The sequence below is a fragment of the Thioalkalivibrio thiocyanodenitrificans ARhD 1 genome (assembly GCF_000378965.1).
GTDB classification, from domain to species: Bacteria; Pseudomonadota; Gammaproteobacteria; order Ectothiorhodospirales; family Ectothiorhodospiraceae; genus Thioalkalivibrio_A; species Thioalkalivibrio_A thiocyanodenitrificans.
Window position 1 is genome coordinate 995,190 of sequence record NZ_KB900536.1, and the last position, 15,343, is coordinate 1,010,532.

Annotated in this window: 13 protein-coding genes, 1 tRNA gene, 1 pseudogene and 1 other annotated feature; of the genes and pseudogenes, 1 reads left to right on the forward strand and 14 read right to left on the reverse strand. The window is 64.4% G+C overall.

Translation table 11 applies throughout. The features are described 5' to 3' along the window. Positions 1 to 185: 185 nt before the first annotated feature. From THITHI_RS0104650 to THITHI_RS0104700, 10 genes and pseudogenes are all read right to left on the reverse strand, one after another. Positions 186 to 1,571 (reverse strand): phosphohexomutase domain-containing protein, encoded by a 1,386-nt coding sequence (locus THITHI_RS0104650; RefSeq protein ID WP_018231912.1) that lies wholly within the window; start codon positions 1,569 to 1,571, stop codon positions 186 to 188. A 701-nt stretch (positions 1,572 to 2,272) separates the two neighbouring features. Further along, positions 2,273 to 3,501, reverse strand: a protein-coding gene (locus THITHI_RS0104660) for an IS3 family transposase (RefSeq protein WP_156820441.1) whose coding sequence is annotated in 2 segments (ribosomal slippage) — positions 2,273 to 3,222 and positions 3,222 to 3,501 — 1,230 coding nt in all. Because the reading frame shifts where the segments join, the coding sequence is not laid out codon by codon here. Further along, positions 3,107 to 3,223: a sequence feature (AL1L pseudoknot), on the reverse strand. Its footprint overlaps the gene before it by 117 nt. Before the next feature lie 274 nt (positions 3,502 to 3,775). Then, positions 3,776 to 3,949 (reverse strand): annotated as a pseudogene (locus THITHI_RS20975) (transposase); the annotation flags it as partial. An 888-nt stretch (positions 3,950 to 4,837) separates the two neighbouring features. Continuing rightward, positions 4,838 to 5,845, reverse strand: a complete 1,008-nt coding sequence (locus THITHI_RS0104670) for an NAD-dependent epimerase (protein WP_018231914.1) — start codon at positions 5,843 to 5,845, stop codon at positions 4,838 to 4,840. A gap of 21 nt (positions 5,846 to 5,866) precedes the next feature. Beyond that, positions 5,867 to 6,298, reverse strand: a complete 432-nt coding sequence (gene hepT / locus THITHI_RS0104675) for a type VII toxin-antitoxin system HepT family RNase toxin (protein WP_018231915.1) — start codon at positions 6,296 to 6,298, stop codon at positions 5,867 to 5,869. After that, complete coding sequence (gene mntA / locus THITHI_RS0104680; RefSeq protein WP_018231916.1) at positions 6,295 to 6,726, reverse strand: type VII toxin-antitoxin system MntA family adenylyltransferase antitoxin; 432 nt, start codon at positions 6,724 to 6,726, stop codon at positions 6,295 to 6,297. Before mntA ends, hepT begins: the two co-directional genes overlap by 4 nt. Before the next feature lie 188 nt (positions 6,727 to 6,914). Continuing rightward, the gene (locus THITHI_RS0104685) at positions 6,915 to 8,195 is read right to left on the reverse strand and encodes a nucleotide sugar dehydrogenase (RefSeq protein WP_018231917.1); all 1,281 of its coding nucleotides are present in this window, start codon (positions 8,193 to 8,195) and stop codon (positions 6,915 to 6,917) included. A gap of 395 nt (positions 8,196 to 8,590) precedes the next feature. Beyond that, the gene (locus tag THITHI_RS0104690; protein ID WP_018231918.1) at positions 8,591 to 8,833 is read right to left on the reverse strand and encodes a DUF1902 domain-containing protein; all 243 of its coding nucleotides are present in this window, start codon (positions 8,831 to 8,833) and stop codon (positions 8,591 to 8,593) included. 132 nt (positions 8,834 to 8,965) lie between these two features. Beyond that, a tRNA-Arg gene (locus tag THITHI_RS0104695) sits at positions 8,966 to 9,042 on the reverse strand. 177 nt (positions 9,043 to 9,219) lie between these two features. Further along, positions 9,220 to 10,794 (reverse strand): DUF4382 domain-containing protein, encoded by a 1,575-nt coding sequence (locus tag THITHI_RS0104700; RefSeq protein ID WP_156820598.1) that lies wholly within the window; start codon positions 10,792 to 10,794, stop codon positions 9,220 to 9,222. Between the two features lie 282 nt (positions 10,795 to 11,076). Between THITHI_RS0104700 and THITHI_RS0104705 the strand changes: the two genes are divergently transcribed. Beyond that, the gene (locus THITHI_RS0104705) at positions 11,077 to 11,490 is read left to right on the forward strand and encodes a hypothetical protein (RefSeq protein ID WP_018231920.1); all 414 of its coding nucleotides are present in this window, start codon (positions 11,077 to 11,079) and stop codon (positions 11,488 to 11,490) included. Positions 11,491 to 11,568: 78 nt separating this feature from the next. On the opposite strand, the gene THITHI_RS20530 is transcribed toward THITHI_RS0104705, so the two are convergent. Genes THITHI_RS20530 through THITHI_RS18480 form a run of 4 tightly spaced genes read right to left on the reverse strand, consistent with a single transcriptional unit; the run spans position 11,569 to position 15,335 of the window. Next, positions 11,569 to 12,024 carry a tripartite tricarboxylate transporter TctB family protein gene (locus THITHI_RS20530; protein WP_018231921.1) on the reverse strand — a complete coding sequence of 152 codons (456 nt, stop codon included), beginning with the start codon at positions 12,022 to 12,024 and terminating at the stop codon, positions 11,569 to 11,571. Then, positions 12,014 to 13,519 (reverse strand): tripartite tricarboxylate transporter permease, encoded by a 1,506-nt coding sequence (locus THITHI_RS0104715; RefSeq protein ID WP_018231922.1) that lies wholly within the window; start codon positions 13,517 to 13,519, stop codon positions 12,014 to 12,016. The genes THITHI_RS20530 and THITHI_RS0104715 overlap by 11 nt, the downstream gene beginning before the upstream one ends. 59 nt (positions 13,520 to 13,578) lie before the next feature. After that, a complete protein-coding gene (locus THITHI_RS0104720) occupies positions 13,579 to 14,541 on the reverse strand; it encodes a Bug family tripartite tricarboxylate transporter substrate binding protein (RefSeq protein WP_051079913.1) in 963 nt (320 codons plus the stop codon). Next, positions 14,538 to 15,335: a GntR family transcriptional regulator gene (locus THITHI_RS18480; RefSeq protein WP_018231924.1), complete on the reverse strand. Its 798-nt coding sequence runs from the start codon at positions 15,333 to 15,335 to the stop codon at positions 14,538 to 14,540. The genes THITHI_RS0104720 and THITHI_RS18480 overlap by 4 nt, the downstream gene beginning before the upstream one ends. Positions 15,336 to 15,343: the final 8 nt, after the last annotated feature.

A 15,343-nucleotide genomic window follows, 5' to 3' on the forward strand; every position in this document is an offset into this window, starting at 1 on the left:
CGGGGCGTGGAATACCCGTTGTAGGAGCCCGGTCCCCCGGGCGATGGCTGGCCCCGGGGATGATCGCCCACGGGAGTGGGCTCCTACAGGGGGGCATCCAGGTGTCGTCGGAGCCTTCCGGGCGAAAGGCCGGGGCGTGGAAATCCCGTTGTACGAACCCCCGGCCAGCCCCCTGGGCGAACAATCTACCGAGAGCCCACAATGAGGTCACGGATCTCGATTGTCTTTGATTTCAGCAGATCGGCGTCGCGGCGGGTTTCCACGTTCAGGCGAATGACGGGTTCCGTGTTGGAGCCCCGCAGGTTGAAGCGCCAGGTGTCGAACTCCATGCTGAGGCCGTCGGTGCGGTCGACGGCGGGGGACTCGGACTGATAGCGGGATTCGATTCGGGCGATGGTGTCGCGGACACTGTCCACGTGGAAGTTGATCTCTCCGCTGCAGGGATAGGCCGCCATGCGCGCGTCGACCAGGTCGGCCAGGGGACGGGGCTTTCCGCCCTCGGCACTATCCGCGGAGGCACACATGCGTTCGGTGATGAGCAGCCAGGGAATCATGCCGGAGTCGCAATAGGCGAAATCCCGGAAGTAGTGATGTGCGCTCATCTCGCCGCCGTAGACGGCATCCTCCAGGCGCATGCGCTCCTTGATGAAGGCATGGCCTGTCTTGCTCATGACGGGGATGCCGCCCGCGGCGGTGACCTGTTCGATGGTGTTCCAGGTCAGTCGGGGATCGTGGATGATCTTTGCGCCCGGATACTTGGCAAGCATGACCTCCGCAAGCAGACCCACCAGATAATAGCCCTCGATGAAGCGGCCGTCGGCATCGAACAGGAAGCAGCGGTCGAAGTCGCCATCCCAGGCGATGCCCATATCCGCACCGCATTCCCGAACCGCGTTCGCCGTGACCGCCCGGTTCTCGGGCAGCAACGGATTGGGGATACCGTTGGGAAAGCGGCCGTCCGGTTCGTGGTGGATGCGCGTGACCTGAAACGGCAGATGCTCGGCAATGGCATCGAAGACCGGGCCTGCTGCGCCGTTGCCTGCGTCGACCACAAGGTGCAGAGGCTGAAGCGCCGCCACGTCGACAAGCGAGAGCACACGCCGGACGTAGCCGGCAATGACGTCCAGCGGCTCATCCCTTCCACGGTCCGTAGCATCCGGAAACTCCCCCTTACGAACGAGCTGCTCGATTTCCCTGAGACCACTGTCGCCGCTGATGGGGATCGCCTCTTCCCGTACCAGCTTCATGCCGTTGTAGTCGATGGGATTGTGGCTCGCGGTCACCATGATGCCTCCGCCCATGCCGGGCAGGGAGGCCGCGTGATAGACGATCTCGGTACCGCACAGGCCGAGGCTTCGGGTATCCACGCCTGCATCGTTCAGGCCCCGGATAACGGCTTCGGCCAATTCGGGGCTGGTGAGCCGCATGTCCTGCCCTACGGCCACGGGGCCCGACGGTCCGATGACCCGTGCATAGGCACGGCCGATGCGGTAGGCCAGCTCCGGATTGAGTTCGTCCGGGATACGACCCCGGATGTCGTAGGCTTTGAAACAGGGCAGGGTCTGTGACATGCGGTGCTATCCATTTTGTTGCATTTGGGTGGGAGGCAATTGCCCACGGGAGTGGGCTCCTACAGGGGGTTTTCGTAGGAGCCCGGTCCTCCGGGCGATGGCTGGCCCCCGGGAAAATGATCGCCCGGAGGACCGGGCTCCTACGAGAATCGCGGACCGGCGCGGCTCACAACCAGGCGGCATCCCAATGAGGATAATCTCGTCGCAGTAGGGACGCCGGTTACCCGGCGCCCCCTGCACAGATCCCGGCGTGCGGTTTTCCCGCACCGGGCTCTTCAATCATGCTCACATTCGTAGAAGCAGCAATGCTGCTCATAGATAGTCCCTGCAAGAAGGTTGGCTCGTCGTACTCCGGCCCTACATTGTCCGGCGCGAGTTGCCTTTGCAAGCTACACATGACTGTCACTCCCTTCCCCATGTGATCGGCCCTACCGTCTCCGAGTACTATGGAGTGATCCGACTCCCCATCGGCCTTCAAGCCAGCCTCCCGTTTGTAGCGGTCCGCTGTACTTTACCCTTCCCTTGGAGCCCATGGGGCCTCCCGCGTTCATGACGCATCTCTTGTTACATGCCGCAGCTTGAGAACTCCGCCGGCTCTCTACAGGCTCACCAATGCGCCTGCTTCGTATGGGCTTCACGCGCGTTACAACGCTGGCCAACCGTGAACCGCCCCGGGAATTGCGGAGGCTGGTTGGTTTAAGTCAAGCCGCCATTACGGCCTGACTGGCGAGTTGCCGATAGTAGTTTGCCTCAGCTTCCACCGGCGGAATATACCCCAAGGGCTCCATCAACCTCTGATGATTGAACCAGGACACCCATTCCAGCGTCGCCAGCTCCACCGACTCCCTGGACCTCCAGGGGCCGCGGCGATGGATCAGTTCCGCCTTGTACAGGCCGTTGATGGTCTCGGCCAAGGCATTGTCGTAGCTGTCGCCACGGCTGCCGACCGACGGCTCGATACCGGCTTCGGAAAGTCGCTCCGTGTAGCGAATGCTGACGTATTGCGACCCGCGGTCGGAGTGATGGATCAGGGCATCGTTATGCTCGGGCTGCCGAGCGTAGAGCGCCTGCTCCAGGGCATCGAGCACGAAGTCCGTGGTCATGGTGCAGCTGACGCGCCATCCCACGATGCGCCGTGCGAAGACGTCGACAACGAAGGCCACGTACAGCCATCCCTGCCAGGTCGAAACGTAGGTGAAGTCCGACACCCAGAGCTGGTTGGGGCGCTCGGCCTGGAACTGCCGATTAACCCGATCCAACGGACATGGCGCCGATCGGTCCGCCACGGTGGTGCGAACCGTCTTGCCACGGCGTGCCCCCTGCAAGCCCAGGCGGCGCATGAGCCGCTCCACGCTACAGCGCGCCACGGAAACACCTTCGCGGTTGAGTTGCTTCCAGACCTTGTCGGCGCCGTAGACCTGGAGGTTGGCCTCCCAGACACGCTCAATGTGTGGAACCAGCCGCTCATCGCGCTTGGCCCGGGCACTGCGCAGATCCGGATTGCGCCGCCGGGCCGCATGGCGCCGGTAGGCCGATGGGGCAACCTGCAACACTTTGCAGATCGGCTCGACCCCATAGGCGTCCCGGTGCTGATCGATGTAGGCGTTTACGACTTCAGTTTGCGGTCGAGCTCCGCCTGCGCGAAAAAAGCGCTGGCGGTACGCAGGATCTCATTGGCGCGCCGTAACTCCTTGTTCTCGCGCTCCAGGTCCTTGATGCGCTGCGTCTCGGCCGTGGTCATGCCTGGCCGCGCACCCGCATCAATCTCCGCTCGCCTGACCCACTCCAGCAGCGTCTGTGGCACGCAGCCGATCTTTGGGGCTATCGACTCCACAACCGCCCACAGCGACGGGTACTCCCCACGGTGCTCCTGGACCATCCGCACCGCCCGCTCACGGACCTCAGGTGAAAACTTGTTTGACTTGTTCATGGCTCCATTCTCTCAAGAGTTGGAGCCTCCGCGATACCCGGGGCGGTTCACCGGGACTGTTCATTTCGAAGCGATTCCATCTCTAAGGAGCTACGTCTCCAAACGGCCTGCAACATACCCTGTGTACGCTTCACCTCTCTTGTTCACGCATGCTCCAGTCTTCGTGACCAAGGCACCGTTCCGCCAGAGGCGCAACACTCGGTAATGGTGGGTGGTTCACCCTTACCATGTCGGGACTCTCACCCGACCAGATGCGCCACGCTTTGCGCGGCGCGCCAACGCTTGCCACCAACCCGGCGCGCAGGGGGTTGGCCACGATATATCGCGCCCAGGCCCGCACGTCGTCTTCCTTTCTCAATGCGTGATCATGAAAACCCTTCTGCCAGACCCGGCGCCCGACACGGCGGCTGCTCATGGCCTTGACGTCGCGAACCACCGCAGACAGGTCATGACCCGGCCGAGTGTCGTGTCCCACAAATAACTTGCCATTCAGCGCGACTGTGCGGGCGTGTGGCCAGGCACGCTTGCGCAGGAATGGCCACCCCCTTTCAAGCAAGCGTAACACCGCCACACGCCCGCACAGCCGCGCCCGAAGGGAGCCCCGCAAAAACGCCAATGCGGCGTTGCACACCTTGCCAAGGGCCTGCCATTGCCTGCGGTGTGCGCCTTGCCTTGGCGCTTTTGCGGGGCTCTGAATGGCAAGTTATTTGTGGGACACGACACTAGCCGCATCAGCCAATGCAGGTGATCGGGCATCACCACGTAGGCCAGGGTCTCGGCGCGTTGCAGATCCCGCTGCTCACGAAGCACCCGAACCACGGCCCTTGCCGGTGGAAACTCCGAGAAATACGCGCGCCGGTCGCGGGTGACCGTGGTGACCGCATACACCTGACCCGGAACCGAGACGCGCCCGACGCGCAGGCGTCGCCCGTGAGGCTGAAGAGACATGGTGGACCTCCTGTCCGTTGAAATCTCATCCCTGGGTCGGCCCTGCGCGAAGCCGCCTGGCTACAAGGGCCTCCCCCAACAAAATACCTGTCCCGAGGTCATTCATCCACCGTGTAGGAGCCCACTCCCGTGGGCGATCGCCGGAGGTCCGACCTATCGCCCGGGGGACCGGGCTCCTACGGGAGGATCCCGGGGCTCCGTTATCGCCCGGGGGACCGGGCTCCTACGGTCGGGATCCTCGGAGGCTCCGTTATCGCCCGGGGGACCGGGCTCCTACGGTGGGGATCCCGGGGCTCCGTTATTGCCCGGGGGACCGGGCTCCTACGGAACCGCCGGCCAGGCCCCTGTAGGAGCCCACTCCCGTGGGCGATCGCACTGCCACCCTACCTCAGCAGTTGTAGAACTCCCGATACCATTTCACGAAATTTGCCACGCCCTGCTCTACGCTGGTTTCTGGCTTGTAACCCGTGTCGTCGACCAGGTCCCGGACGTCGGCGTAGGTGTCGGGGACGTCGCCGGGCTGGAGCGGCAGCAGGTTCTTCTCGGCCTTCCTGCCCAGGCACTGCTCCAGGACCTCGATGTAGTGCGTCAGCTCGACGGGGTTGTTGTTGCCGATGTTGTAGAGCCGATACGGTGCATAGCTGGTGGCGGAGTCGGGATCGTCTCCCGACCAGTCCGGGTTCGGCCCGGGGATCCGGTCCAGCGCCCGGATCACGCCCTCGACGATGTCGTCGATATAGGTGAAATCGCGCCGGTGCCTGCCGTAGTTGAAGACGTCGATGGGCCTGCCGGCGAGGATGTTCTTCGTGAACAGAAACAGCGCCATGTCCGGCCGCCCCCAGGGGCCGTAGACGGTGAAGAACCGCAGGCCGGTGGTGGGCAGCCCGTACAGGGAGCTGTAGGTGTGGGCCATGAGTTCGTTGGCCTTCTTGCTGGCCGCATAGAGGCTCATGGGGTGATCCACGTTGTCGTGCGCCGTGAACGGCATGCGGGTGTTGGCGCCGTAGACGGAACTGGACGAGGCGTAGACCAGGTGTTCGACGCCGTGATGGCGGCAGCCTTCCAGGATGTTCACGAATCCCACCAGGTTGGTGTCCACGTAGGCATGGGGATTCTCGATGGAGTAGCGCACGCCGGCCTGGGCGGCCAGGTTGACCACCCGGTCCGGCTTGTGGGCGGCAAAGGTGTCCTCCATGGCGTCGCGGTCGCTGATATCGGCGCGCACGTCGGTGAAGCCCGGCTCCCCAACCACCCGGGCGAGCCGGGCCTTCTTGAGATTGACGTCGTAATAGTCGTTGAGGTTGTCGATGCCGACCACCTCGTCGCCCCGCGCCAGGAGGCGCAGGGCCAGGGCATTGCCGATGAAACCGGCGGTGCCGGTGATGAGGACCTTCATTGCGGAATCCTTGAGATGGGCTCAGTCGGTGGCCGGATCGCTCAGCATACCGGCGTACAACCTGTACAGCTCCTGCAACGCGGGATACTTGTCGCACAGCACATCGTAGACCTGACCATGATCGAGACGGGCATAGTCGTGCACCAGCAGGATTCGAAACGCCGCCATGCCGTCCAGAGACCGGTACAACGCCTCCGGCAGCACATTGTGATCGAACAGGACGGCAAGCACGCCGGCGTAGGTGTCGGGCCGCGGGTAGCCGCGTTCGGCGATGATATGGTTGCCGATATCCAGAGCACTCTCCATCGCGAGGTGCAGGTAACGCTCGCCTGCACCACGCAGGATCGGGTCCCCGACAAACTCGTCCCGGAGCCGCGTCCTGATGGAATCCAGCAGACCGAGATACTCGCGAAATCGATCCAGCCGGGCGGCAAATGCCGTCTTGTCGATCATGTCCGGCCAGCACCTGCAGAGGCCCTGAGCGCCGCGTCATGCGGTTCACGCAGGGCATGCGTATCGAAGTACTCCGACATGGCTCGAACCTCGAACGGCACGCGCACCGAGTGGTCGCCCTTGAGCAGAATGCCATCGCAGATCACGTTGAATCGGAGAACAGGGGAGGCCTGCGCAAGGTCGATCAGATCGACACGATCCGATCCGAGATACCTGCACAGGGCATCGTGGAGTCGGAGCCTGTCGTTGAAGTCATCGTCCCCGGGGCCGGAGAACCGCACGGCCACGTCCACGTCGCTGAGGGGCCCCGTGGTGCCACGCGCGGCCGAACCGAAAAGCCAGGCGAGTTCCACCCGGGGCTGCTCCTGGAAGAAGCTGCGCAGTCGGGCTGAAAGATCCGGGCTGTTCGGCTGGAGGGTCATGGCCATGGGCTCATCGGCAATGAGGGCATTTTAACCGATTTGACGACGATCTCATTGACCGGATTCCGGATGCATTCCCACGATCGGGCTGGCGCGAAGCGCAATCGATGTGCGGGCGCGGCGATCCGGCCGTAAACCAGCCGGGCCCGCCCGGGCGCCGCATGCCCGGCATCCGCTACGCGGCATTCCGAAGTCTAGAGACTCCAGTAACGCAGTTTCCCGCCCATGTCGCCCGGGCCGATGGCCGACTTCACGTCCACGAACACGCCGTCATCCACCATCATGGCGGCCAGGCCCCGGGCGCCAAGTTCGAGGTACGGGCGATGCGTGACCGCGAGGATCAGGCCGTCCAGGTCATGGAAGGCCTCCAGGGGAGACAGTTCCAGGCCAAACTCGTCACGGGCCTCATCGGGGTCGGCGAGCGGGTCGTGAATCATGGGCTCGATACCGAACTGGCGCAGCTCCCTGACCATGTCGGGCACACGCGAGTTGCGCAGGTCGGGGACGTTCTCCTTGAAACTGAGACCCAGGATGCCCACCCTGCCGTGCTTCACGGGGCGGTCCTGCCCGATGAGCATCTTGACCAGGTGCTGGACGATGTAGGGGCCCATGCCGTCGTTGATGCGCCGACCGGCCAGGATCACCTGGGGGTAGTAACCCACGGCCTTGGCCTTGGCGGTGAGGTAATAGGGATCGACGCCGATGCAGTGGCCCCCCACGAGTCCCGGACTGAAGGGCAGGAAATTCCACTTGGTGGCGGCGGCGGCGAGCACGTCCCGGGAGCGGATGCCGAGCCGGTTGAAGATCATGGCCAGTTCGTTCATCAGCGCGATGTTGAGATCGCGCTGGGTGTTCTCGATCACCTTGGCGGCCTCGGCCACCTTGATGGAGGGCGCGCGGTGGATGCCAGCGGTGATGATCCGCCCGTAGGCTTCGGCCACGCGCGCCAGGGTCTGATCATCCTCGCCGGAGACCACCTTCACGATGCGCTCCAGGGTATGTTCGCTGTCGCCCGGGTTGATCCGCTCGGGGGAATAGCCCAGCTTGAAATCCCTGCCCTGCGCCAGACCGGAAACACGCGCCAGAATGGGGCCGCAGACTTCCTCGGTGACCCCCGGATAAACGGTGGATTCGAACACCACCACCGCCCCGGGCGAGAGCGCCCTGCCCACGGTTTCGCAGGCGGCCATCACCGGGCGAAGGTCGGGCTGGCGGTTGTCGTCGATGGGGGTGGGGACCGTCACCACGAAGAAGGTGACGCCCTGCAGATCCGCCGGGTCCGTGGTGAAACGCACGGAAGCGGCAGCGAGTTCGTTCGGTGTGACCTCGCCGGTATGATCGCACCCCTCCCCGAGGGTGCGAACGCGCCGCTCGCTGACGTCGAAACCCACGGTATCCGGGTAGTGCCTCGCGAAACCCAGGGCCACTGGAAGGCCCACATACCCCAGGCCGATGACGCCGACTCTTTCCGTCATGCTGCTCATCCTGTTTACAGGCGGATCCGGGGGCGAACGATAGCCCAAACGGACGGTGGGGGAAAAGGGGCGGGCGCAATGGCGCCCCGATCAGGATTCTGCCTACGCCGGCCCCGGGGAATACCTTGCGATCATGGAACAGCCCACTTGCCAGACGGGAAAGACTCGGGGACGCCGTGGATCAGGCAGTTGCACATCCGGGCAAGCGGGGGCGGCGCAGATCAGAACTGTTTGGAAAGCCCTGCCTGCCTCAATACGGCGTTTGCCGTGTGCCGAGAAATTACGCTCAGTGATGGGGCTGTACCAAATCTCATGATCACCTTTTCCCTGGCGTACGAAGTTACATCCCGCATCACGCAAAACGCGTTTCAGGTCCGGGGTAAAGCTACCCCCCATCAGCTCGCCAGGCGGACGCTATCGTGGCGCTCCGCAATGACTTCGAACGGCAGTTCATCGTTCTCTGTCTGCGGGGTAATGCCATTGGCTTCCAGTAGTTCGGGGATGAGTACGCGCAGCTTTTCAGTGAGAGCTTCGATGGTATCCGCCTCGGTCACCAGGCCCGGCACATCATCGCTTTCTGCGGCCCAGACCTTTGCGTCTGGATCCCACAAGGCATTGATGCGAATGACGGTAGCCATACTGGAGCCTCGGGTTACCCGGTTACCGGAAAAATTATAGTCAACTATGAGGAGGGCATAGCAGCAGTCTGCACCCCGATCGCTCCTCATCACCCGCCAATCCCCGCTGAACTATCTTAACCCATTGATTATTGGCGCCCCGATCAGGATTCGAACCTGAGACCTTCCCCTTAGGAGGGGGACGCTCTATCCAGCTGAGCTATCGGGGCGGCGGGGAGAACGCAGCACAGGATACGGGATACGGGTTGCGGGAGGGAAGCGCGGGCGCCGGCGCGTGCCGCCCGCCGCTTGCAGCGGGCACGCTTTTCCGACGTCCGACGCGGGGGAAGACGTGGCTCGGGCCGGCATGCGGCAGGGATGCCGCATGCCGGCCCGAGAGGTTGCGCTCAGTCGCCCGAGCCCGGGGGACCGGCGTGTTCCGGCGGCCCCGCATGATCGGGCGGCCCGGCATGGGGCGGCGGACCACCGCCCACGTCACTCACCACCTGATCATTCATGCCCAGGGTAATGGCCACGATACGGTGCGCCTCGAAGTAACTCTCGCCCTGCTCGCCCTGGGCGATGATGCGCACCCGGTCGAAGTCACCCAGGTCGGCGAGGGCACCATCGGACACCTGGCCCTGCCCGCTGATCACGAGCTGGCCGCCCTCCTCGAGCTGGACCCAGTGAACTTCACCGTTCACGTCCACCTGCAGGGTGTCTTCGTTCTCCACGGCGATCAGTTCTCCCCTGATATTCGTGGGAGACGCGCCGAAAGCCTCGCCGTTACCGTCATCGTCATCGTCATCGTCACCTCGCAGAATCACCAGGGTCGCCGGGATCGGATTCGAGGGACCGCCGACAATGCCCATGAAGGTCAGGCCCTGCCCGTCCATGATGGCCTCGGCGCCCAACGGCTGACCCCGGTTGTCGACCACGGGGGTCTCCGGCGCCAGGGCCACCGTGCGTCCGTCGCGCAGCACGAAGTGACCGTTCTCGTCCACGGGACCGCCGGCAGCGCCGCCACGCGTACCTACCGTCGGGCGAGTGCCCATGGTGATGCTCAGCACCTCCAGCACACGGCGGCCATCCTCCGGATCCCGTTCAAGCAGACCCATGGCGATGAGGCGCGCGCCTTCCGTGAGGGCATCGGGACCAACCAGAGCGCCGGTAGTGTCGAACACCGGGCTTTCATCGTTCAACGAGAGACGCACACAGGCCGTCTCGGACGCCGCTGTGGCGGGGCAGACCAGCACGCGGTCTTCCTCCGCCAGACGCACCAGGCCACTGACGCCCAGCAGCGGCGCGTCTTCCCCGGCGGTCTCCATCTCCTCGTTGTCGACGGCCTCCGGCAGCCCGTTCTCTTCACCGTTTCCGTTCTCGCCGTTGCCCTCATCCTCCTCGAAGACACGGACAAACACGACCGGACGGAAGATCAGGTTTCCGGTGCCGGTCTCCGTGATCAGCAGCGAATTCCGGGCGTCGAGATCAAGCTCCAGATAGAGCGTCTGATCCTCGGCCACGGTGAGCGGCTCCTTCGGCAAAAGGTCGATCTTGCCGCTCGGCAGCGTGGCGAACACGCTGCTCGGCGGTTCGGTGCCGTTATCGACGAGTTCGACCTGGGAGATGAACAGGCGAACCTTCTCGTAGTCGTCGATCGGTACCTCTTCCGCGACGACGAACAGATCCGCGTAGTCGCGCAACTGCAGGATATCGATGGTCTCTTCGCCTTCGAACAGGACGACCTGTTCCGCATCGGAGGCGTCCTCGCGAGGCAGCAGCACGATGCCGGTGATGGTGACATGGATCTCGTCGTAGAGAAGGGTCGGCGCGTCGGTGAGCAGCACCGCCACGTTGCCGGTGGGACCGGTCGTGTCACTGCTGCCCGTGCCCGAGCCTCCGCCACAGGCACCGAGCAGCAGCGAGAGGCCCATGACCAGGGCCGCGGTGACGTATGTGAATCGGGATTTCGGGAAGTTCATGATTGCCCCCTGCACGATGGTTGTGTCCAAGCCGTTCCGGCAAGGCTCTCGGCTTTTTGCGCGACTCCGGGGTCCTTCCGGGGTCGCGATCGTCGGCCGTCAGGCTATCGGGCTCCCTGGGGTTCAACGTTGTCCGGCATCACATTCCCGGGCATCCGGCGATGGGTTCGGGGACGAATGGCACCCGGTACCCGACGGGCTGTACTCAGGTGTCCCGAAATGCCGGACTCATGGCATGATGGAATCGTTTCGGCATCCCGGGCGGCATGAGGAAGAGATGAGATGAAGGTCACGGAACGCTTCGAGGTCGGGGATCCGCTGGGCCGGGAGGCACGGACCCTCCGGGCCGGCACCTACAACCGCGCGCAGTTGCTGCTGGCCCGAAGCGGCGAGCCGGCGCTCTTTGTGCCCATCCGCAGCATGCAGTACCTGGCCGTGATCGAGCCCCGGGAATTCGTCTTCGTGGACGGTTTCGGTTGCCGCACGGTGGAACTGCTGTGGCGCGGATTCCGGCCCGGAGAGCGTGAATCCCTGGACGACCCGGTACCCTTCGAGATGGTGTACTTCCGCCCGGACGCCCCGGACCTGATGCGCCGCCTGCACACCGAGTTCCCGCGCGCCCTCCAGCTTCTGGCCGAGCGCCGGGAAACGGCACCGACAGGCACTAATGTTGTGGATTTCAAAAGATGCCAATAGTCAGTTGTCAGTTGTCAGTTGTCAGTTGTCGGTTCTGCCTTTAACCACGGACAACGGACAACTGACTATTGGCATCTCTTAATCAAACGGGACTTTCAGGGCGAAGGCGAAGATGACGTAGCCGATGGTGGCGACGCTGACCGAGATGACCAGGAACCCGGTGAGCGCACGCAGGGTCCAGGGCTCGAAACGGGCGAGCAGGCCCGCGCAGATGAAACCCACCACGCTGGCGGGATAGAAGCCGATGCTGGCGATCAGCACGACCCACAGGGCCCCCACGCCCACCAGCGCCAGGGGACGCCAGAGGGACTGGATCGGCGTGACCGGGGTGGGCGGCAGACCGGCAATCACCCGCGCGATCAGGGCCACGCCGACGACGATCATGACGATGGCCACGGTGCGCGGGAAGATGGAACCGAACCGGGTGTAGTGTTCGGTCACCCAGAGCACGTAACCGGCCAGACCGATGCAGAACGCCGCCGCCGCGAGGCCCGACCAGTCGCGTCCGGCGTGCTTTTCGGTATCACTCTTCATTGGTGGGCAGCAGCTTTGACTTGAAGCGTTTCATGATCAGCGGATACAGCAGGCCCAGCAGGATGAGGCCGATGATCACCAGCGAAATGGGTCGTGCGAAGTAGATGCCGAACAGGTTGTCCGAAGCACTGCCGATGAGCCAGGACTGCACGAAACCCTGCTCCGCGATTGCCCCGAGCACCACCCCCAGGACGATGGGCGCCGGGGCGAATCCGGCCCGGCTCAGCACCCAGGCGACCACGCCAAGCGCCATCATGATGACCACATCGGCATAGCTGCTGTGAATGGCGTAGGTGCCCAGCACGGTCATCAGCAGGATGCCCGGCACCAGCAGCGTCTTGGGGATGGCCACGAATGCGCGGAAGGCGTAGCGCCCGATCAGCAGGCCGATCGGCAACATGATCACGGTGGCGATCATCAGGCCGAAGATGAAGGTGTAGACCACGTCTCCGTGTTCGGTGAACAGGTTGGGCCCGATGCGGATGCCGTGCACCAGCAGCGCGCCCAGGATGATCGCATCCGGCGGCGTGCCGGGGATGCCCAGCACCAGGGTGGGGATGAAGCCGCCCCCCACCGTACCGTTGTTGGCGGACTCCGAGGCGATGATGCCGCCGGGAGCGCCCTTGCCGAATTCTTCCGGATTCCGGGCGCTGCGCCGTGCCTCGGAATAGGCGATCAGGGATGCCACGGACCCGCCGGCGGCGGGCAGCGCGCCGACCAGGGTGCCGATGGCGGAACTCTTGAGCAGGTTGACCTTTTCCCGCCATGCGTGACGGAAGGCCTCGCCAAGGCGCAGACCCTTATTCTCCCCCGCGTTGACCTCCATGTGCGGGTCCGGCGAGGACACCAGGTCCAGGATCACCGGGATGCAGAAGATGCCGATCAGCGCGACGATGATGTCCACGCCGCCCACCAGGGCCGGCTGATTGAAGGTGAAGCGCATGTCGCCGCCCACCACGGCGGAGCCCGTGAACGAGATCAGCAGACCCAGGCAGGCCCCGAGCAGGCCCTTGAGCAGGGTGCCCTTGGAGAGTGATGCCACCAGGGTCAGACCGAGCACCGCCAGCCAGAAGTACTCCGGCGGACCGAAGGCCAGTGCGATCTTCGCCAGCTGCGGGGCGAGCAGCAACAGGGCCACCACGCTCAGGAAGCCGCCGGTCACCGAGGCCAGGGTGGCGAGACTCAGGGCCATCTGCCCGTCGCCGCGCCTTGCCATGGGATAACCGTCGAAGGTGGTGGCAATCGATGAAGGTGTGCCTGGCGTATTGGCCAGGATGGCGGCGTAGCAGCCGCCGTAGATGGCGCCCATGTAGATGGCCGCCAGGGTGATCAGGGCCGAATCGGCCGGCATGGTGAAGGTCAGCGGGACCAGCACCGCCACCGCCATGGTGGCGGTGAGCCCCGGCATGCCGCCGATGGCCACCCCCGCGATGACCCCGCCCACCGCCAGCATGAGGTTCAAGGGCGTGAGCGCCTGAAACAGGTACTCGAACATGGATCAGTTCCGTTGCATCAGCCGGTACTTGTGCAGGGTCTGCGCGGGGGTGACCCGTGTCAGCGGATCATGCCCAGCAGGCGCGCCACCTCCTGGTAGTTCTCGGAGAGCTGACGGCTGTATTCGGCCATCTCCGAGTAGGGGATGTCCAGCAACACGTAGCCCGCGTCCTCCATGCGCTTGCGCAGGTCGGGATCCTGGTTCACCTTGGCGAATACGTCCGACATCTGGTGGCGCATCTCCTCGGACACACCGTTGGGCACGGCCACGCCGCGGCGGGCACCACCGGTGAAGTCGATGCCCTTTTCCTTGAAGGTGGGCACATCCGGGAACAGGGGATGACGTTCTTCCGTGGCCACGCCCAGCAGGCGCACCTGGTCACCCTGCTGCACACCTGCCGTGGTAAACGCCCACTGGGCCTGAACCTGGCGGCCAAGCAGCGCGGCCGAGGCAGCGGCGGTACCGGTAAAGGGCACGTACGTGGTCTGGATGCCCGCGAAGTGGTCGAAGCTCTCCTTGGCCACGTGGGGCGCGGAGTTGGTGCCGGTGCCGGCCACGGTGATGGTGCCCGGGGCAGCCTTGGCGCGTGCGATGTAGTCGTCCAGATCCTTGATCGGGCTGTCATGGGGCACGATCAGGGCATAGGGGGTGAGCTGGAAGATGTAGACCACGTTCACGTCTTCGGTCTTGTAGCCCACGTTGCCCGCCAGGGGCTGCAGGAAGATGTGCGGTGTGTTGATGCCCATGATGGCGGAGCCATCGCTGGTGATGCGGTTGAGCTGGGCCCAGCCCGCCGCGCCGCCGGCACCCACCCGGTACTGGTAGATGAAACCGTGCCCGGTCACTTTCTTGAACGTGGACTCCTGCATGCGTGCCGTGATGTCCGACTCGCCGCCCGGATTGAAGTTGATGATGTAGGTGACGTCTCCCGTGGGCCACTCGGCGGAAGCCGTCGCGGCAAAACCCAGGGACAGTGCCGCCACACAGGCGACGGCAAGACTCGATAAACGTGAGAGTTTCATGATCCCGCTCCTCCAATGGTGTCTTTTTTGCTACCCAGTAGTTGTATATCCAGTCTGACGAAATCGCCGCGATAGACGATCTCCGCCACGTAGATCACCCGATCCGAGCGATCGGTGATGACCCGGCGAACCTCCGCCACCGGTCCACCCACGTCCATGTCCAGCAACCGCGCCGTCTCCATGTCGGCCCGCCCCACCGTCAGGGTCTGATGGGCGGAGCCGAACGCCACCTGCTCCATGCCGTTCAGGGTCTCCAGGACGAGGCGCTCCCTGAACCGTTCCGGAGCCAGCGCGTAGATATCGCTGGCGAGAAACAGATCGATCTCGCAGTAGGGCCGCCCGTCGCGCGTGTGAATGCGGTGGATGCGCTGATAACACGCAGCGGGTGTACCGTCCTCCGGCCGCAGCGGGTCCGGGTGCGCCACCTCCATGGTTTCGATCAGGCGCATCCGTGTGCCGTCGATCATGCGCAACAGGCTCGACCACTCGGTCCCCACGGGCAGCCAGCGATCATTGCTGGGCCGACGGGTCACGAAGGTCCCCTTGCCCTGGCGTCTCCAGATCAGCCCCTCCTGCTCCAGCAGCCCGATGGCCTGGCGCACGGTCACCCGCGCCACGCCGAAGCGTTCCGCCAGGTCCTCAAGACTCGGAATGCGCTCTCCGGGTGCCCACTCCCCGGCGCTGATCCGCTGCCGCAGGTCGGACGCCACCTGGTCGTACAGGGGCAGGCGGCTGTGCGCGTAGGCACTCGCCGGCCCTGTGACGGCCCCTGGATCCGGTCTGTTCTCGATCATCCTGGCCC

What these genes read in the sequence shown, in the direction of transcription:
- mntA (WP_018231916.1), bottom strand. Translation starts at nt 6,726, where the DNA reads ATGGCCATGACCCTCCAGCCGAACAGCCCGGATCTTTCAGCCCGACTG.
- THITHI_RS0104700 (WP_156820598.1), bottom strand. Translation starts at nt 10,794, where the DNA reads ATGAACTTCCCGAAATCCCGATTCACATACGTCACCGCGGCCCTGGTC.
- THITHI_RS0104685 (WP_018231917.1), bottom strand. Translation starts at nt 8,195, where the DNA reads ATGACGGAAAGAGTCGGCGTCATCGGCCTGGGGTATGTGGGCCTTCCA.
- THITHI_RS0104690 (WP_018231918.1), bottom strand. Translation starts at nt 8,833, where the DNA reads ATGGCTACCGTCATTCGCATCAATGCCTTGTGGGATCCAGACGCAAAG.
- THITHI_RS0104670 (WP_018231914.1), bottom strand. Translation starts at nt 5,845, where the DNA reads ATGAAGGTCCTCATCACCGGCACCGCCGGTTTCATCGGCAATGCCCTG.
- THITHI_RS0104715 (WP_018231922.1), bottom strand. Translation starts at nt 13,519, where the DNA reads ATGTTCGAGTACCTGTTTCAGGCGCTCACGCCCTTGAACCTCATGCTG.
- THITHI_RS0104705 (WP_018231920.1), top strand. Translation starts at nt 11,077, where the DNA reads ATGAAGGTCACGGAACGCTTCGAGGTCGGGGATCCGCTGGGCCGGGAG.
- THITHI_RS18480 (WP_018231924.1), bottom strand. Translation starts at nt 15,335, where the DNA reads ATGATCGAGAACAGACCGGATCCAGGGGCCGTCACAGGGCCGGCGAGT.
- THITHI_RS20530 (WP_018231921.1), bottom strand. Translation starts at nt 12,024, where the DNA reads ATGAAGAGTGATACCGAAAAGCACGCCGGACGCGACTGGTCGGGCCTC.
- THITHI_RS0104720 (WP_051079913.1), bottom strand. Translation starts at nt 14,541, where the DNA reads ATGAAACTCTCACGTTTATCGAGTCTTGCCGTCGCCTGTGTGGCGGCA.
- THITHI_RS0104650 (WP_018231912.1), bottom strand. Translation starts at nt 1,571, where the DNA reads ATGTCACAGACCCTGCCCTGTTTCAAAGCCTACGACATCCGGGGTCGT.
- hepT (WP_018231915.1), bottom strand. Translation starts at nt 6,298, where the DNA reads ATGATCGACAAGACGGCATTTGCCGCCCGGCTGGATCGATTTCGCGAG.